The sequence below is a fragment of the Sphingomonas telluris genome, assembly GCF_022568775.1.
Taxonomy (GTDB): Bacteria; Pseudomonadota; Alphaproteobacteria; order Sphingomonadales; family Sphingomonadaceae; genus Sphingomicrobium; species Sphingomicrobium telluris.
Map to the genome: position 1 here is coordinate 794,468 of NZ_JAKZHW010000001.1, position 17,664 is coordinate 812,131.

The following is a 17,664-nucleotide window of genomic DNA, read 5'->3' on the forward strand; positions in this document are numbered from 1 at the left end:
CTTGATTCCTCTAGGCGGTCTGCAGGACGCCGCGGAACTGCTCTTCCTCGAGCGCCCGTCCGGTGCCCAGTGCAACGCAGGTCAGCGGATCCTCAGCGACCGTCACAGGCAGGCCCGTCTCGTCCCGCAGAACTTCGTCGAGACCCTGGAGCAGCGCACCGCCGCCCGTGAGCACGATGCCCTGGTCGCAGATGTCCGCCGCAAGTTCCGGCGCCGTGTTCTCGAGCGCGATGCGGACGCCTTCGACGATCGTGCCGACCGGCTCCGAAAGCGCTTCGGCAATCTGCCCCTGGTTGATCGAGATTTCCTTGGGAACACCGTTCACAAGGTCGCGGCCCTTGATGTGAACCGTCTTGCCGATGCCGTCCGTCGGCGGCTTGGCAATGCCGACTTCCTTCTTGATCCGCTCGGCCGTGGCTTCGCCGATCAGAAGGTTGTGATTGCGGCGGACGTAGGAGCTGATCGCTTCGTCCATCTTGTCGCCGCCGACGCGAACCGACGTCGTGTAGGCAAGACCGCGCAGCGATAGCACCGCGACTTCGGTCGTGCCGCCGCCGATATCGACGACCATCGAACCGATCGGCTGGGTTACTGGCATGTCTGCGCCAATCGCGGCGGCCATCGGCTCTTCGATCAGGTAGACGGCGCTGGCGCCGGCGTTCGAAGCGGCGTCGCGGATCGCGCGGCGCTCGACCGAGGTCGATCCCGACGGGACGCAGATCACGATTTCCGGGAAGCGCCAAGCGCGCATCTTGCCGCCGTGCACCTTGTGGATGAAGTGCTTGATCATCTGCTCTGCGACATCGATGTCGGCAATGACACCGTCGCGGAGCGGGCGGATGGCCTCGATCTGATCGGGCGTCTTGCCCATCATCAGCTTGGCGTCGTCACCGACCGCCTTGACCTTCTTCACGCCATTGATGGTTTCGATCGCGACGACCGACGGCTCGTTCAGGACGATGCCGCGACCGCGTACGTAAACCAGAGTATTGGCGGTCCCAAGATCGATCGCCATGTCATGCGACATCCATTTGAACCAGCGCGTCCAGAACATTCTATCCCCGTCTCTCGCCCTTAATCGGCTAGATCAGCGGAGCATCCCCCCACCGCTTTACCGACGATTAAACTCATCCCATTGAATGCAAACTGAATTTTCGCGACAAATCAGCGCTTCGCCGGCTCGGTGGTAATCGGCTAGGAATGCTTAACATGTCAATAAGAAGGCTGCCGTCCGAGCTCGTGAATCGCATCGCCGCTGGCGAGGTCGTAGAGCGCCCGGCGAGCGCCCTCAAGGAGCTTGTTGAGAATGCGCTGGATGCCGGGTCGGCAACGATCCGAATCAGGCTCATGGCCGGCGGGCTCGAGCTCATCGAGGTGGTCGACGACGGATGCGGCATGTCGCCCGACGAAATGCGGCTCGCCCTAGAGCGGCATGCGACCTCGAAGCTTCCGGACGACGGGCTGGACCGCATCACCAGCTTCGGCTTCCGCGGAGAAGCGCTGCCCTCGATTGCTAGCGTGTCTCATTTCACCTTGGATAGCCGGGTCCGCGGCGCGGACGGCTGGCGGATCGAGATCGATCACGGCAACTTGATGGGCGAGGGGCCGGCGTCGCTCCCGCCCGGTACCAGTATCCGCGTCGAGCGGCTTTTCGAAAAGGTACCGGCGCGGCGCAAGTTTCTTCGCAGCCCGCGTGGCGAATATGCAGCATGCCTCGATGCAGTGAAGCGACTGGCCATGGCGCGGAGCGATGTCGCCTTTACTATCGAGCATGACGGGCGTCGTATTTTCTCCCTTCAGCCGACGACCCCGCCGACGCGGGTCGCGGAGCTTCTGGCGGCAGAGCTCGATCGCAATGGCATTGGCATTGACTGCGAGCGCAATGGCCTCGGGCTGACGGGCGTGGTTAGTCTGCCGACGTTCAATCGCGGCCTTGCCGACCAGCAATATCTGTTCGTCAACGCACGCCCCGTGAAGGACCGGCTTCTCGTGGGTGCGCTGCGGGGCGCCTATCGCGACCTCATCGCCCGCGACCGTCATCCGATCGCGGCCCTGTTCCTGTCGGTGCCGCTCGACGAGGTGGACGTGAACGTCCATCCGGCGAAGACCGAGGTCCGGTTTCGCGACCCCGCGGCAGTGCGCGGCTTGATCGTCGGCGGTCTCCGCGCGGCCCTGGACGAAGCGAGCCAGCGGAGTGCGACCCGCGAACAGCCTGCCGCTCCGGTCCTCTGGACCACCAGCGCGGACTACACTCCGCCGGAACCTCCCTCCGAACCGGTGCGGCCCATCGAGCTCGAACCGAACCTGGCGGCCGCGGCGATGGTCGCTGAGGCACGTGCGCTTTTCGACCATGCTCCGGCCGCGCGCGCCGAGCCCGCGGTCGCCGACGTGCCCAAGTACCCCTTGGGGGTCGCTCGGGGGCAGGTGGCCGCGACCTACATCATCGCGGAAGCCGAGGACGGGCTCGTGATCGTCGACCACCACGCGGCGCACGAGCGTCTCGTCCTGGAGAGGATGCGTGCTGCGCGCGAAGGTGGGACGACTGCCAGCCAGCCGCTGCTGATGCCGGAAGTCGTCGAGCTCGATGAACCTGACTGCGACCGGATCGAGGGCGCGGCGCAGGAACTGTGGGGCATGGGGCTGGAAGTCGAACGGTTCGGCCCGACCGCTGTGCTGGTTCGTGCCACGCCCGCGGCGCTCGGCAAGACCGACGTGAAGCAGTTGCTGACCGATTTGGGCGCGGAACTTGCCGAGCTGGGAAGCGCCTTTTCGCTCCAGGAAAAGCTCGATCACGTCGCAGCTACGATCGCCTGCCACGGGTCGGTGAGGGCAGGGCGGGTTCTCTCTGTAGCCGAAATGAACGCGCTTCTCCGGGAGATGGAGGTCACGCCGAGGTCGGGGCAGTGCAACCATGGTCGGCCAACGTGGGTGAAGCTGGGTCATGCCGAGATGGAGAAGCTCTTCGGAAGGCGCTGAAATCCGGGCTTTCGATGGGACATGCGCGTTTCGAAGTGCTAGGGTCGCGGCTCCGGAGGAGACGGCACATGGACGATCTCAATGGCGTCGCAGGCGACCGCGCCTATTTCGCGCAGCGCGCTGCCGAAGAGATGGAGCTCGCTCTCCACGCCGAGGATGCGGATGCCGCCGAGGCACATCGTAAGCTGCAGCGGGTCTACATCGAGCGCGCCTCCGTGGGCGCTCGGATTACCGAACTTCCCGAGGAGATCGGCTAGGGACGCGGTTCGGCGTCCTTCAGCGCCCTGAAAGCCTGTTCGACCGTCTTACCGCTTGCTTCGGCTCGCGCCTTTTCGAGCAGAGGATAGCCGGCGTCGGCTTCCGCCTTGAGTTCCTGCGCAAACTTTCCGCTGCGAACTTCAGCGAGCACCTCGCGCATTTTCGCGCGGATGCTGTCATCCACGATGCGTGGACCGCCCAGAACAGCGCCAAGTTTTGCCGTGTTGGAGATGGCCTCGCGCATCCCGGCGATGCCTCGCTGCTCAATGAGCTCGGCGATCAGCTTCAGTTCGCCGACGCACTCGAGGAAGGCCACTTCCGGCGCGATTCCCCCCTCGACGAGAGTCTCGAAACCGGCGATGAGGATCTCGGGCACCGCTCCCCAGACGACCGCCTGCTCGTTGAACAGATCGGCTTCGCATTCCTCCGCGAAAGTCGATGCGATCAGCCCGGCACGGGCGCAGCCAATCGCCTTTCCGTAGGCCAGCGCAAGTTCTCGCGCATGTCCGCTGGCATCGTGCGCGATCGCCCACAGGCCGACCATTCCACGCCGCTGTTGGAAGAGAGACCGGAGCGCGCTCCCTGGGCCCTTGGGAGCGACGAGGAAGACGTCGAGGTCCGTTCGCGGACGAATGAAGCCGAAGTGGATTGCCAGTCCGTGACTGAAGCCGATCGCTGCGCCGTAGCGAATGCGTGCCTCGACTTCGCGGTAGATGCTGCCGAGCACTTCGTCCGGCGCCAGGAACATAACGATGTCCGCTGAGGCGACCGCATCTTCTATCAGCCCGACCTCAAGGCCTGCCTCTTCGGCGGTATTCGCGCTTCCAGAGGCTCCGCGAAGGCCAACGACGACATTCACGCCGCTGTCCTTCAGGTTCAGCGCCTGCGCGCGGCCCTGGTTCCCGTAGCCGAGGATCGCAACGCGCTTCCCCGATAGCGGTGCAACATCGATGTCGCCGTCGTGCAGCATATCCATGACGGCTGCCTAATCTGTCACTTTGAGCAGGGCCAGCGCTGCGGCCATCGACGTATCCAGCGGCTCGTGAAAGCGGGGCCAGTCCGAGGGAGGCTGGTGAGCGAACCAGGTATATTGGCGCTTGGCATATCGGCGTGTCGCCTGCTGACCTGCCGCAATCGAATCGTTGCGGTCGAGGCCGCCGCGAAGCCACGCCCGGATCTCGAGTACACCGATCGCGCGCATGACAGGCAGGTTGGGGTCGAGGTTTTGCTCCAGCAGTGCCCGGACCTCATCGACTGCGCCCTCATCAACCATCCGCGAGAAGCGCTCGTCGCAGCGCTGGTAGAGCCAGTCCCGAGGAGGAAGGAGGATGATCGGTCTAAGGTCGATCTGATGGCCGATGCCACCTTCGCGTTCTTCCTGCCATTGGGAGAGCGTCCGCCCCGTCGACAGAACGACCTCGAGCGCACGCGCGATCCGAGTGGTGTCCGCTGCGTTCAGCTTGGCTGTCGCCTCCGCGTCGAGTTCGGACAATCGCGCTCGGTTTGTCTCCAATGAGGCCGCGCGAACCGTTTTACGGATATCCGGATCGATCGGCGGCACCGGCGCGATGCCCTGCAGCAGTGTGCGAAGGTAGAGGCCGGTCCCTCCAACGAGGATGGGCATGCGTCCGGACTCGTGAACGTCTGCGATTTCGCGTTGTGCCATCTCCGCCCAATCCGCTGCGGAGCATGGATTGTCGCCACTCCGTACGCCGTAGAGGCGATGCTCGGCCCGAGAGAGCTCGTCCGCGCCAGGGGCGGCGCTCAGCACGCGAAGATCGCGATACAATTGCGCGCTGTCGGCGTTGACGACGACCCCGCCGACCTGCTCTGCGAATTTTAAAGCCATAGCCGACTTGCCGCTGGCGGTCGGCCCGGCAATGAGTGCGACAGGAGGTTTCTCGACCCGTATGGCCATTGCGACGCTGATAGCAGCCGGGCGACTTGATGACAGGCTGATCGACCGAGCACTCGGATCGCTTCGAGAGATCGACCCGACGGCCGCCTTCGCAGCCTGGGTCGATGAGGGCGATGCGGTCGACCTACGCGTCGCAGGTGACCTGAAGTCCATCCGCTGGGCGCTCCAAGGTCTTCCCGAGACGGACGTCTTCGTTCAGCCGGAGGAGAATCGGTTCAAGCGCCTGCTCGTGGCCGACATGGATTCGACGATGGTCGGTCAGGAATGCATCGACGAACTCGCGGACTTCGTCGGGCTGAAACGGGAAATCGCCGAGATCACTGAGCGGGCGATGCAGGGCAAGCTCGACTTCAAGTCGGCGCTTCGCGAGCGCGTGGCGATGCTATCGGGCCTCGACGAGGACTCGATCAAGCGCTGCGTCGCCGAGCGCGTCGTTCCCAATCCGGGCGCGGCTACGCTCATCCGCACCATGCGGGTGGGCGGCGCCTATTGCATGCTCGTGACCGGAGGCTTCGTATCGTTCGCGGATCCCATCGCCAAGCTGCTGGGCTTCAACTCTATCCGTGCCAACCGGCTCATATTCGACGGCCGCCAGCTTAACGGCACTGTCGAAGACCCGATCGTCGATGCGCAAGCGAAGCACGACGCGCTCGTCGAAATGCGCGGCGAGCTAGGCCTGAAGCCGGAGGAGGTTGTCGCAATCGGCGACGGGGCGAATGACAAACTGATGATCGAGGAGGCAGGGTTAGGTGTCGCTTATCGTGCGAAGCCGGCATTGGCCGAGGTTGCCGACGCGCGGCTCGATTATCATGGTCTCGATGCGCTGCTTTGGGCTCAAGGCATCCGCAAGCGCGATTGGGTGTCTGCTTAGCGGCCCGAGACCGGGAAGCACGCCTGTCCCTTCGCGGACAAAGATGCGCAGGCCGACGATGCCGCCGCCTTGCTCTCAAACGGACCGACCTGAAGTCGCGTGATGGAGCCAGCCGGAACCAGGACCATCTGGTGACCTGCGATCGGTGAGCTGCCCGCCAGCTTGCGGAATAGCGCTTCCGCCGAGGATCGCTGCGAAAACGCGCCAAGCTGGATCCGCCACGCGCCTGAAGTCGCGACTACCGAGGGAGATCTCTCCATCGGCTTGATCGCCGCAGGTTTGGGAGCAGCAGGTTTTGCGGCTTGAGCAACTTTCGAGGGCTTTGGTGCCGCCTTCGCTTGCGTCTTCGCCTTCTGCATCGCGATGGCAACGCCCTTCTTGCGATCCTCGACGGACATGACCGAATTCATTTGCTCCAGCGTCGATTTTGCCGGTTCGAGCCCTTGGGCCGCTGCACGGCTGACGTAGGCGTAGCCGAGAACCTGGTCCTGCGTGACGCCATCGCCGTTGAACAGCGCCGTGCCGAAGATCAGCATGGCCCGGGCGTCTCCCTTTTCGGCGGCCTGTTTCAGCCAGCGAGCTCCTTCGGCCTGGTTGCCGTTGCCGAAGAGGAGAAGGCCGAGAGTCGTCTGCGCGTCGAGATGGTCTTTTTCGGCTGCGCGCTGGAGCCAGGTCTGTGCCGTGCCGAGATTGAGCGGGACGCCGCGGCCCAACCGGTAGGCTTGGCCGAGATTGAAGGCCGCGTCGGCATCGCCTGCCTCCGCGAGCGGGCGCCAGATTGAGACAGCTTTCGCATAGTCAGCTTGCTGCCAGGCATCTATCCCGGCCTTCACGCTCTGCGCCTGAAGAGGCGCTGCCCATGACAGCGACGCAAACATCACAAGCAATGACAACTGGCTTGGCCGCATGGGTACGACTCCCGTTTGAACAACGGTACGGCGGCGGGGCTAACCCGAAAAGGGTCTTGGCGATGTTAACCAGATTTTAGAGCCTTGAGTGTCACTCCAGCCCCCGAATTAAAGGATTGGGCGAGGGGAAAAGCATGCGCGTTCTGGCAATGGCATCGCAGAAGGGCGGGTCCGGTAAGACGACCCTGTCCGGACATCTTGCGGTGCAGGCGCAGCTAGCGGGGGCAGGCCCAGTCTGCCTTATCGACATCGACCCGCAGGGAAGCCTTGCAGACTGGTGGAACGAGCGCGAAGCGGAAATGCCTGCTTTCGCGCAAACGACCGTTGCCCGTCTCGCTTCCGATCTCGAGGTCCTTCGCCAGCAGGGCTTCCGCCTTGCTGTCATCGACACTCCGCCGGCAATCACCATGGCGATCCAGAGCGTCATCGCAGTCGCCGAGCTGATCGTCATCCCGACCCGCCCGAGCCCGCACGATCTTCGCGCCGTCGGCGCCACCGTCGATCTGTGCGATCGCGCCGGCAAGCCGCTGATCTTCGTCGTCAATGCGGCCACTCCGAAAGCCAAGATCACTTACGAGGCGGCCGTCGCCCTCTCGCAGCATGGCACGGTCGCTCCGGTGACGCTCCACCATCGCACCGATTTCGCCGCCTCGATGATCGACGGCCGCACGGTGATGGAAGTCGATCCCAACGGCCGCTCCGCTCAGGAAGTGACCGAGCTGTGGGACTACATCTCGGACCGTCTCGAAAAGAATTTCCGCCGGACTGTATTCGCGGCGCCGGGTGGCGCCTCGGCGGCTCCGGCAGCGCCCCGTCCGGTTGGCGGCTTCGGCCGTCGTGTGGCCGGCTAGTAGGAGGGCCTGTACGTGAATCCCGAACCGAAGCCTTTTGCTTCCCTCTCCTCCGGACTGCTCGCCCGCAAGGGTGGTGCTCGTCCCGCCATGCGTCCCCAGGGTTTCGGCCAGATCGGCGGTAACCTCGAGGACCTCGGCTGGAACGACATGGGTTTCGAACCGCCGAAGCCAGCGGCCGTCCCGGCTCGCGACGAGGAGCATGACGCATTCGGCGAGCCGATCGCCGACCATCCGGTCCTCAACGGCCATGCCGGCCTGACTCCGGTGCACTCGCACGTGCACACGCAGCAGGCAGAGATCGCCGACCGTTTCAACAATTCCAATGACGAGGAAGAATCTCTCGACGAGACTGCCGAGATCTTCGAACCCGAAGGTGAGCTGCCTGAGCAGCCGGTCGCCAAGGCGCCCGTGTTCGAGCTGCCAGTCGTACCGGCGCCGGCTCCCGCCGCCCGCCGGTCGTCGAAGCCGCGTGCCGCGCCGGGGAGCAAGGGCAAGGCGGCTTTCACGCTCCGCTTGGATGGGGAGCGCCACCTGAAGCTGCGTCTGGCATGCGCCGTAAATGGCCGCTCGGCACAGCTTCTGGTCACTGACGCACTCGACCATTTTCTCTCTGGGATGCCTGAGCTCGAGGCAATGGCCGAAAGGGCCAAACGCAAGGGGTAAAGAGATGAAAGCGCTTCGTTTCGGTTCCGCTGTTTCCGCTGTAGCTCTTGCAACGATCCTCGCCGGTTGCGCGGCGCCGACCTCTCGGAACGGCACTGCTCTCAACACGGCGAAAGCCAATGTGGCCTACGGTCTGCGCGCCCAGATGGCGCTCGAATCCGGCGACTTTAGCTCGGCCATCGACTTCGCTGAGAAGGCGGTCGAGGCCAGCCCGCAGGACGCCACCGTTCGCGCCGTGCTCGCCAACGCTTACTTCGGTGCGGGACGCTTCGCCTCGGCTGAAGCGGCTTACACTGATGCGCTCTCGCTCGCGCCGAACCAGCCGCAGGTCATCCTGAAGCTTGCGCTCGTGCAGATTGCGCAGGGCAAGAATGGTCAGGCTCTCGCGCTGCTCGACTCGGCTCGCAACATGATCGAGCCGGCGGACTATGGACTTGCCCTCGCTCTGGCCGGGCAGCCAGCTCAGGCGGTCGAGGTTCTCGAGCCCGCCGCTCGCTCGTCCGATGCAGACGCTCGTGTCCGCCAGAATCTGGCACTGGCTTATGCTCTTGGGGGCGATTGGGTCGCGGCTCGCACCGTGGCCGCCCAGGACCTTTCGCCTGCGGATGTCGATGCGCGGGTTCAGCAGTGGATGGCATTGGCCAAGCCGGCTCGCGCTTCTGACCAGGTCGCAGCGCTGGTTGGCGTTTCGCCCGCCGCCGTCGATCCGGGCCAGCCGTTCCGCCTTGCGCTAAGCCCGACGAATCCGGGCGTAGCAGTCGCTGCCGCAGAAGCTCAGCCGCCGGTCCAGGTTGCCGAGGCTGCTCAGGCGCCCGCTCCGGTGCAGCCGGCTCCGGTGCCGGCAGTCGCTGAGGCGTCTCCTGCGCCTGCCCCTACGCCTACACCTGCAGCCCAGTCGAACGTTGCCGCTATCTCGCAGGCCGCGGCGATCGCTCCGGAAGCTCCGGCAGCGTTCGCGGCCATGGCTTCGAACTTCGCGCCCAAGGCAAAGCCCGCTGCTGCGCCGAAGAAGCCGGCGCCAGTCCGCCGTGCCTCGCTCCCGAGGGCCTCGGGCCAGTCGAAGTCGGTCGTCCAGCTTGGAGCCTACAGCTCATCCGAGCGGGTTTCCGCGGCCTGGGCGCAGCTGTCGAAGAAGTATCCGGCGCTTGCCAATTACGCGCCGGTCCGCGCCAAGTTCGACGGACCAAAGGGCACGGTGTGGCGTCTGTCGATCCAGGGCTTCGAGACCCAAGGTGACGCCCTCGCCAGCTGCAAGTCGCTCCGCAGCCGCGGCGGCAATTGCTTCGTGCGCTCCAATGCCGGCGACGCGCCGGTTCAGTTCGCGTCGCGGTAACCGACCGACAGCAGGTCCAGGCAGGCCATCCGCACCGCCACTCCGGCTTCTACCTGAAGCTGGATGAGCGACCGGTGCGGATCGTCGGCAACATCGTCGGCAATTTCGACGCCGCGGTTCATTGGACCGGGGTGCATGACGACTGCGCCCGGAGCCGCCTTCGCCAGCCGGTCTGACGTGAGGCCGTAGCGCTCCAGATACTCCCCGGGCGCATCGCCCAGCTCTTCTTCCAGCCGCTCGCGCTGCACGCGCAGCATCATAACCACGTCCGCGCCGTCGATGGCCTCGTCGATCGAGAGGGCAGGGAGACCCTCAGGCATCAGAGAAGCCGGTCCTGCGAGCCGCACTTCGGCGCCCAGGCGCGGAAGGAGCTTCGCGTTGGACCGGGCGACGCGGCTGTGGCGGATATCGCCGCAGATCGCGACCTTGAGGCCCTCCACCCGGCCAAACCTGGTCGAGAGCGTCAAGGCATCGAGCAGCGCCTGCGTCGGGTGCTCATTGGTGCCGTCGCCCGCGTTGATCACGGCGCACTCCATGATCCCGGCCATTGCGGCAGGGGCGCCGTTCTCGCGATGCCGGATCACGACGACGTCCGGGCGCATGGCATTGAGCGTGCGCGCCGTGTCCTCGAACGTCTCTCCCTTCTTGATCGACGACTGCTCGACCGGCAGGAAGACTGAAGAGGCGCCGAGCCGGTGCGCGGCCGCCGCGAAGGACATCGCCGTCCGCGTCGAATTCTCGTAGAAGAGATTGAAGACGAGCTTGCTCTGGAGCCGCTTGTCCGTCCCGCGCGATTCCGAACGATTGTACTCCAACCAGCGCCGGCCCTCTGCGAGGAGGCGCTCGATCTGGCTGTCGCTGAGGGAGTCGATCGAGATAAGGTCCACGAGCGGGTCGCCTAATGCTGATGCGGCAGATTTGCCAGAGCGTCGATCGCGCCCTGAAGGATGTGTGCGGCGGCGAGGGCGTCGACTTTTTCCGCTCGTTTGGACCTGCTGACGTCGGCGTCGATCATCGCGCGCTCGACGGCTTGCGTCGACCAGCGCTCGTCCCACAGCAGGATAGGAAGATCGAGAGGTGCAAGATTGCGCGCGAACGCTCGGATGGACTGGGTCCGCGGTGAGTCGGTACCGTCCATGTTCAGCGGTAGACCAATGACCAATCCGCGAACCGAGTTCGTCTCAACGAACTGCCGTAACTGCTGGAGATCATTGGTGAACTTAGTGCGGCGAATGGTATCCGATGGCCCGGCAAAGCTCCAGCCGGTATCGCAGACAGCAAGGCCGATCGTCTTGGTTCCGACATCCAGACCGGCGAGCTTTCCCGGCGAGATCGCCGCCAGAAATTCCGTCGTGCTGGTCGTAATCAGGGATGCCAAGCCCGCAGCCTCCGCTCCGCGTCGTTCCGGATTGCGCCCCAAAAGAGCGCATAGTCGTACACGTGGAAATTGTTTCCCGGCAGCACGTACGGGCCGAGTGTGGGAATATTTCCGTCCAGTATCAGCAGGCCATTGTCGCAATGCGCGCCGATCTGGCCCGCCTCGAGCGTGGCGGTTGTCAGGTCGGCCGAAGGCACCAGCGTTCCAGGGTTCGATTGTGGAGCAGCGCTCCCGTCCTTCGTTCCCGTGAGCGGGTTGACGCACAGCATGTCCTTGCGCTCGCGCTTGATCCCGGTGGGACCGACCGTGCCCTGCCACGCATCCATGATGAGGTCAGGGTTCGCAGGCGACCGAAAGCTCTGCCACGACAGCACGCAGCCGGTCTGGTCGGGGGTCGTGCAGGCCGCAAGACCCAAGGGCGGCAGGTCGGCAACAGTGCTGAGCGGCCAACCGACCACGTAGGCAGCGACCAGGCGACCTTTGAGCTGTGCCGACCCCTTCCGAAGCAGCCGCGAGAGGTGCAGCGCTCCCTGGCTGTGACCGGCAAGGATGATTGGCTGATCCGGGGGCAAATGTTTCAGGAATTCGTCGAAAGCCGCGCTCACGTCGGCGAAGGCGAGATTCAGCGCCTTCTGGGCGTCCTCGTTCCGCAGCAGGAAGGCGCCAAAGGCGGCCTGACGGTAACGAGGCGCCCAGACGCGGCCCGCGCTGGTCAGGGCCGATGCCTGGCTCTGCACGAACAGCCGGTCGCGGAAGTCGCTTTGCGCATTGCCCGACAGTGGCGCGTTCCATTTATCGCGCTCAAGGTAAGTTGTCGGGTGGATGTAGAAGATCGCTGCAGGCCGATCCTGGGCTTCCGCCACGCCCTGCGGCAGCCATTCGGACGGATCGTCCGGATTGTCGGGGCGGGATATCCAGTTTTCGTTCTTGGAATAGTCCGGTCCGCTGGTTGCGGCAGGCGGCTGATAGTGGCCCTGCGGCGTTGCCGTCTTGATGAGGACCTGCTGGCCGAACTGATAAATGGCGAACGCGCCTGCGACGAAAAGCAGGGTAAGCCAGAAGATGACGAGCAGGAAGCGACGCGCGCACATTGGCGGCTGCCCTTATTGGCGCGGCGGTCGAGGGGCAACCTTCACGGGCCAATTCACTGCTCGACGAGCCGATGCCACGCGGCCGATGCGGCAAGCGCTTCAATTTCGGACATTTGCGCCTGCTGAGGTTCCCGTATTGACCGGTAACGTGATATGCATATGCGAGAGGCCTGGTGGGACCTAGTTCCTGTTGTTCGAGTCTCCCGGTTATGGCCCCGTCTCTCGGGTGGCCGCGGAGCATCGGAGCCAAGTCGCTGTGAAGAGTCTGAGGGCATTATTGCGCAAAACCGACGGCGGCTCGAACGCCGAGTATGCGCTCATCCTCGCCATACTGGGGACCGGGCTCGTCCTCGCGGCTCTGCTGCTGGGCGATGTCGCTGCGACCGCCACCAACGAGGCGGGGGTCTGCATCGAGACCTCGGGCTCCTCCTGCTCATGATCTGAACGGGCCCGACGCTCTTCGTCCGGCTTGCCGCCTCTGACCCTCGCGGCTATCGCCCGCGGCACAATGTCAGTCACGAACGAACAGGTGCGGCATATCGCCAAGCTGGCCCGCATCGCGATGAGCGATGAGGAGCTGGAACGGCTGGTGCCCGAACTCAACAACATCCTCGACTGGGTCGAGCTGCTCGGCGAGGTGAATACCGACGGCATCGAACCGCTGACGGCCGTCGTGCCCAACACGCTACGCCTCCGCGAGGACAAGGTGACCGACGGCAACTGCAGGGACGATGTGCTCGCCAATGCGCCTGTCGCGGAACACGGCTTCTTCGCCGTGCCGAAGGTGATCGAATGAGCGATCTGACCTATCTCACGATCGCCCAGCTTCGCGACGGCTTCCGCTCCGGCGAGTTCACGGCGCGCGAGATCGCCGAGCAGTACAATGCGGCAGTAGCGTCTGCGCGCGCCCTGAATGCCTATACGGTCGAGACGCCCGAAGACGCGCTTGCCGCGGCTGACGCAGCGGACAAGGCGCGCGGTAACGGCGAACTGGGAGCGCTGGCCGGGGTACCGCTCGGCATCAAGGACCTGTTCGCGACGCGCAGTGTAGATACGACCGCCGGCAGCCGGATCCTCAAGGACTTCAGGCCTCCCTACGAGAGCACTGTCACCGCCAACCTGCGCCGCGCGGGCGCGGGCATGCTCGGCAAGCTGAACATGGACGAGTTCGCCATGGGCTCGTCCAATGAGACGAGCGCCTACGGCCCCGTCATCTCGCCGTGGCGGCGGAAGGACGGCGGCAATGCAGCCCTCGCACCTGGCGGTTCGTCAGGTGGTTCGTCCGCAGCGGTCGCTGCGCGCATCGCTCCGGCGGCTACAGGTACCGACACTGGCGGTTCTATCCGCCAACCGGCCGCGTTCACCGGCATTTGCGGCATAAAGCCGACCTACGGCCGCTGCTCGCGCTGGGGGATCGTCTCGTTTGCGAGCTCACTCGACCAGGCGGGCCCGATGGCAAAGACGGTTCGCGACTGCGCGATCATGCTTGAGGCCATGGCCGGGTTCGATCCGAAGGATTCCACCTCGCTCGACTTGCCGGTCCCCGCTTGGGAGGCTGGATTATCGAGCGATCTCAAGGGCAAGCGCATCGGTATTCCCAAGGAATATCGCATCGAGGGCGTCCCCGGCGATATCAACGCCCTGTGGGACAAAGGCATCGAATGGCTGCGCGACGCAGGCGCCGAGCCCGTCGAGATCAGCCTTCCGCACACGAAATATGCGCTGCCGACCTATTACATCATCGCTCCCGCCGAGGCGTCCTCGAACCTCGCCCGCTATGACGGCGTGCGCTACGGTCTCCGCGTGGTGCCGGAAGGCGGCAATCTCGATGCGATGTACGCGGCAACGCGTGCTGCAGGCTTCGGTGCGGAGGTACGCCGGCGCATCATGATCGGCACTTACGTGCTCTCGGCAGGCTTCTACGATGCCTATTTCACCAAGGCGCAGAAGGTCCGTTCCCTGATCAAGCGCGACTTCGAGCAGGCGTTCGAGGCGTGCGACTTGATCCTGACTCCAACGGCTCCCTCCGCCGCTTTCGGCCTTGGGGACAAGACGGCGGATCCAGTGTCGATGTACCTCAACGACGTCTTCGCCGTCCCAGCGAGCCTTGCAGGATTGCCGGCCATGTCGGTGCCGGGCGGACTGGATGAGCAGGGACTGCCGCTCGGTCTCCACCTGATCGGCCGCGAGCTGGATGAGCAGGTCGTGCTGAACGCGGGCCTCGCGATCGAAGAACGAGCCGGCTTCACGGCGAAGCCGCAGAGGTGGTGGTAATGGCAGACGCAACCGCGCCCTTCAGGATCAGGGGCGAGACAGGCGAGTGGGAGGTCGTCGTCGGCCTCGAGGTCCACGCGCAGATCACCGCAACGGCTTCCAAGCTCTTCTCCGGAGCTGCCACGGCGTTTGGCGCTGAGCCGAACACCCAGGTCTCGCTGATCGACGCGGCCATGCCAGGCATGCTTCCGGTGCCCAACCGGGAGTGCATTCGCCAGGCGGTGCGCACCGGGATGGCTCTGGAAGCGCAGATCAATCGCTGGAGCCGCTTCGACCGGAAGAACTACTTCTACGCGGACCTTCCGCAGGGCTACCAGATCAGCCAGCTCTTCCATCCGTTGGTCGGAGAGGGCGAGGTCGAAATCCTGCTCGACGAAAAGGACGAGAGGAGCGCCAAGCGCGTCGGCATCGAACGCATCCACGTCGAGCAGGATGCGGGCAAGCTGATGCACGACCAGCATCCGACGATGTCCTACGTGGACCTCAACCGAGCGGGCGTGGCGCTGATGGAAATCGTGTCGCGGCCGGACATGCGTTCTCCAGCGGAAGCAGGGGCTTATTTGCGGAAGCTGAGAGCGGTCCTACGCTATGTCGGATCGTGCGACGGCAACATGGAGGAGGGCTCCATGCGCGCCGACGTGAACGTCAGCGTGCGTAAGCCCGGAGCCGAATTCGGCACCCGGACCGAGACGAAGAACGTCAATTCCGTGCGCTTCGTCATGCAGGTCATCGAATATGAGGCTCGCCGCCAGGTCGAAGTGCTGGAGGAGGGTGGTACCGTCGCTCAGGAAACCCGCCTGTTTGACCCCGATCGCGGGACGACGCGGACGCTTCGGTCCAAGGAAGATGCGCACGATTATCGCTATTTCCCGGATCCGGACCTGCTGCCGCTGGAGCTCGATGACGCCTTCATCGAGGAGTGCCGGTCGTCGCTGCCCGAGCTGCCGGATGCCAAGCGCCGCCGCTACGAGAGCAGCGGCATCACGCCTTACAACGGCAGTGTCCTGACGGCCGAGGTCGAGACCGCGCGCTGGTTCGACGGACTGCTCGAAGCGGGGGCTCAGCCCGCTCAGGCCGCAAATTGGGTGGTCGCCGAACTGTTCGGTGCCCTCAACCGGCTCGGTAAAGGCATTGAGGACTCACCCATTTCTCCCGCGCAGGCTTCCGAGCTGCTAGGCCTCGTCGCGGACGGCACGATTTCTGGCACGATCGCCAAGCAGGTGCTCGAGATCATGCTAGAGTCAGGTGAGGGCGCAGCCGAGATCGTCGAAAAACGCGGGCTCAAGCAGACGTCCGATACGGGTGCCATCGATGCTGAGATCGACAAGATCCTCACCGCGAATGCCGACAAGGTCGCAGAGTACAAGGGCGGAAAACAGCAGCTTTTCGGCTTCTTCGTCGGCCAGACAATGAAGGCGATGCAGGGCAAGGCCAATCCGCAGGTCGTGAACGAACGTCTGCGGACCAAGCTCGACGGCTAGGATGTTGTCTCGGGGAGTACGTATGCTCGGGTTGGCGGCGCTTATTCTGAGTTTCTTCGCCGCACCGGTTGCAGCGCACGCACCGGCCGCGCTGAAGCCGGGCTCGCCCCAATTGATCGTCGTCATCTCGGTCGACCAGTTCTCGGCCGACCTTTTCGATGAGTACCGCCCGCACTTCACGGGCGGCCTGGCTCGGATCGCCGGCGGCGCGGCCTTCCACAACGGCTATCAGGCGCATTCGGGTACGGAGACTTGCCCGGGCCATTCTACGATCCTGACCAGCGCCCATCCCGCGCACACCGGGATCATTGCAAATACCTGGGTCGATCAATCGCTGACCCGCTCCGACCGGACCGTCTATTGCTCCGAGGACGAGCGTGTGCCCGGCTCGTCGACGACCAACTACACCGTTTCTCCGATGCACCTGCAGGTTCCGACGCTGGGCGACCTGCTCAAGAAGCGGTCGCCGGCGAGCATGAACGTTGCCGTGGCCGGCAAAGATCGTGCAGCCGTGATGATGGGCGGCCACGACGTCGACCAGCGCTGGTACTGGGACGGCAAGAAGTTCTCGACTGACCGCCAGTCAGCGGCGCTTCCGGCGACGATCCAGAAAGCGAATGCAGCGATTATTGCGGCGTTGGCGACTGCTCGCGCGCCGCTGGATTCGCCGCCCCTTTGCCAGGGTAAGGCGACGCCGATCACGCTCACTCCGGCTCTCACTGTCGGCGCGGGCCGCTTTGGGCGTGCTGCGGGCGACCTTCGGGCATTCCGCGCCTCGCCGGAATTCGACGGAGCGGTCCTCGCGGTCGCTGCTGGGCTGGTCCAGGAAATGCGGCTCGGTAAGGACGCCGCGCCGGACATTCTGTCGGTCGGACTGTCCGCAACCGACTATGTCGGGCACAGCTACGGTCCCGGCGGCGGCGAGATGTGCCTGCAGCTCCTCACGCTGGACCGGGAGTTGGGCGACTTCTTCCGCGCGCTGGATGCAGAGGGCATCGACTATGCCGTCGTGCTCACCGCGGATCATGGTGGTCTCGACATCCCGGAGCGGCTGCGCGCCAATGGGATCGTCCAGGCGACGCGCGCCGATTCAGCGCTCGCTGCCACGCTTGTCGGTAAGACCATCGGCCAAAGGCTGAAGCTGTCCGGCCCAGTTCTGCTCGGCGACCTTGGCAATGACGTTTATGTCGACCGAAGCCTGCCGCCGTCCGCGCGGCGCCGGGCCCAGCGGGAAGCAGTCGCATTCTACAAGGCGCATCCGCAGGCCGAAGCCGTCTTCACCGCCGAACAATTGGCGAAGCTTCCGGTCCCATCAGGTTCGCCGGATCGCTGGACGATCGAGCAGCGAGTCCGTGCTTCCTTCGATCCGAAGCGCTCGGGCGACTTCTATGTGGTGCTCAAGAAGTATGTGTTGGCCATTCCAACACCGGGTCCAGGCTATGCGTCGACCCACGGCAGCGTCTGGGATTACGACCGGCGCGTGCCGATCCTGTTCTGGCGGAAAGGCATGAGCCCGGCGCCGAGCGAGCGGGCCGCCGACACGGTCGACATCATGCCCACACTCGCTGCGATGATCGGCCTTGGGCTGGCTCCGAACTCCATCGACGGGGTCTGCCTTTCGGTCCAAGGGGTTGGCTGCCCGCAGCGCTAGTGCATTCT

Annotated in this window: 18 protein-coding genes; 11 read left to right on the forward strand and 7 right to left on the reverse strand. The window is 64.6% G+C overall.

Going from position 1 to position 17,664, the window contains the following annotated elements:
• Positions 1-10: 10 nt before the first annotated feature.
• Entirely contained in the window at positions 11-1,054 is a 1,044-nt protein-coding gene (locus LZ016_RS04060; protein WP_192607281.1) for a rod shape-determining protein, read from the reverse strand.
• A gap of 155 nt (positions 1,055-1,209) precedes the next feature.
• Here LZ016_RS04060 and mutL point away from each other — a divergent pair, with 155 nt between their 5' ends.
• Complete coding sequence (gene mutL / locus LZ016_RS04065; RefSeq protein WP_241446019.1) at positions 1,210-2,976, forward strand: DNA mismatch repair endonuclease MutL; 1,767 nt, start codon at positions 1,210-1,212, stop codon at positions 2,974-2,976.
• Positions 2,977-3,044: 68 nt separating this feature from the next.
• Positions 3,045-3,233, forward strand: a complete 189-nt coding sequence (locus LZ016_RS04070; RefSeq protein ID WP_241446020.1) for a hypothetical protein — start codon at positions 3,045-3,047, stop codon at positions 3,231-3,233.
• Here the strand turns inward: LZ016_RS04070 and ilvC are convergent.
• Positions 3,230-4,210 carry a ketol-acid reductoisomerase gene (ilvC, locus tag LZ016_RS04075; RefSeq protein ID WP_241446022.1) on the reverse strand — a complete coding sequence of 327 codons (981 nt, stop codon included), beginning with the start codon at positions 4,208-4,210 and terminating at the stop codon, positions 3,230-3,232. The two genes, LZ016_RS04070 and ilvC, sit on opposite strands and share 4 nt — an antisense overlap.
• Positions 4,211-4,219: 9 nt before the next feature.
• Complete coding sequence (gene miaA / locus LZ016_RS04080; protein ID WP_241446023.1) at positions 4,220-5,152, reverse strand: tRNA (adenosine(37)-N6)-dimethylallyltransferase MiaA; 933 nt, start codon at positions 5,150-5,152, stop codon at positions 4,220-4,222.
• Here miaA and serB point away from each other — a divergent pair.
• Positions 5,145-6,023 carry a phosphoserine phosphatase SerB gene (gene serB / locus LZ016_RS04085; RefSeq protein ID WP_241446025.1) on the forward strand — a complete coding sequence of 293 codons (879 nt, stop codon included), beginning with the start codon at positions 5,145-5,147 and terminating at the stop codon, positions 6,021-6,023. The two genes, miaA and serB, sit on opposite strands and share 8 nt — an antisense overlap.
• Here serB and LZ016_RS04090 read toward each other — a convergent pair.
• Positions 6,020-6,901, reverse strand: a complete 882-nt coding sequence (locus LZ016_RS04090; protein WP_241447448.1) for an SPOR domain-containing protein — start codon at positions 6,899-6,901, stop codon at positions 6,020-6,022. The two genes, serB and LZ016_RS04090, sit on opposite strands and share 4 nt — an antisense overlap.
• Positions 6,902-7,065: 164 nt before the next feature.
• Between LZ016_RS04090 and LZ016_RS04095 the strand changes: the two genes are divergently transcribed.
• The 3 genes from LZ016_RS04095 to LZ016_RS04105 are packed head-to-tail and all read left to right on the forward strand — an operon-like array spanning position 7,066 to position 9,781.
• Positions 7,066-7,782, forward strand: coding sequence for an AAA family ATPase (locus tag LZ016_RS04095; protein ID WP_241446027.1), 717 nt, complete (start codon positions 7,066-7,068; stop codon positions 7,780-7,782).
• Positions 7,783-7,797: 15 nt separating this feature from the next.
• Positions 7,798-8,448, forward strand: coding sequence for a hypothetical protein (locus LZ016_RS04100; protein WP_436286341.1), 651 nt, complete (start codon positions 7,798-7,800; stop codon positions 8,446-8,448).
• A 4-nt stretch (positions 8,449-8,452) separates the two neighbouring features.
• Positions 8,453-9,781 carry an SPOR domain-containing protein gene (locus LZ016_RS04105; RefSeq protein ID WP_241446028.1) on the forward strand — a complete coding sequence of 443 codons (1,329 nt, stop codon included), beginning with the start codon at positions 8,453-8,455 and terminating at the stop codon, positions 9,779-9,781.
• Here LZ016_RS04105 and LZ016_RS04110 read toward each other — a convergent pair.
• From LZ016_RS04110 to LZ016_RS04120, 3 genes are read right to left on the reverse strand one after another with little or no spacing between them, the layout of a single operon-like run.
• Positions 9,763-10,668, reverse strand: coding sequence for an aspartate carbamoyltransferase catalytic subunit (locus LZ016_RS04110; RefSeq protein WP_241446029.1), 906 nt, complete (start codon positions 10,666-10,668; stop codon positions 9,763-9,765). The genes LZ016_RS04105 and LZ016_RS04110 overlap by 19 nt on opposite strands.
• Before the next feature lie 11 nt (positions 10,669-10,679).
• On the reverse strand, positions 10,680-11,150 hold the full coding sequence (gene ruvX / locus LZ016_RS04115) for a Holliday junction resolvase RuvX (protein WP_241447450.1): 471 nt from the start codon (positions 11,148-11,150) through the stop codon (positions 10,680-10,682).
• Complete coding sequence (locus tag LZ016_RS04120; RefSeq protein ID WP_241446030.1) at positions 11,147-12,250, reverse strand: DUF3089 domain-containing protein; 1,104 nt, start codon at positions 12,248-12,250, stop codon at positions 11,147-11,149. Before LZ016_RS04120 ends, ruvX begins: the two co-directional genes overlap by 4 nt.
• 277 nt (positions 12,251-12,527) lie before the next feature.
• Here LZ016_RS04120 and LZ016_RS04125 point away from each other — a divergent pair, with 277 nt between their 5' ends.
• From LZ016_RS04125 to LZ016_RS04145, 5 genes are all read left to right on the forward strand, one after another.
• Positions 12,528-12,689, forward strand: a complete 162-nt coding sequence (locus LZ016_RS04125) for a Flp family type IVb pilin (protein WP_241446031.1) — start codon at positions 12,528-12,530, stop codon at positions 12,687-12,689.
• A 69-nt stretch (positions 12,690-12,758) separates the two neighbouring features.
• Entirely contained in the window at positions 12,759-13,046 is a 288-nt protein-coding gene (gene gatC / locus LZ016_RS04130; protein WP_241447451.1) for an Asp-tRNA(Asn)/Glu-tRNA(Gln) amidotransferase subunit GatC, read from the forward strand.
• Positions 13,043-14,524, forward strand: coding sequence for an Asp-tRNA(Asn)/Glu-tRNA(Gln) amidotransferase subunit GatA (gene gatA / locus LZ016_RS04135; RefSeq protein WP_241446033.1), 1,482 nt, complete (start codon positions 13,043-13,045; stop codon positions 14,522-14,524). The genes gatC and gatA overlap by 4 nt, the downstream gene beginning before the upstream one ends.
• Positions 14,524-16,005, forward strand: a complete 1,482-nt coding sequence (gene gatB, locus LZ016_RS04140) for an Asp-tRNA(Asn)/Glu-tRNA(Gln) amidotransferase subunit GatB (RefSeq protein ID WP_241446035.1) — start codon at positions 14,524-14,526, stop codon at positions 16,003-16,005. Before gatA ends, gatB begins: the two co-directional genes overlap by 1 nt.
• Positions 16,006-16,027: 22 nt before the next feature.
• Positions 16,028-17,656: an alkaline phosphatase family protein gene (locus LZ016_RS04145; protein ID WP_241446037.1), complete on the forward strand. Its 1,629-nt coding sequence runs from the start codon at positions 16,028-16,030 to the stop codon at positions 17,654-17,656.
• Positions 17,657-17,664: the final 8 nt, after the last annotated feature.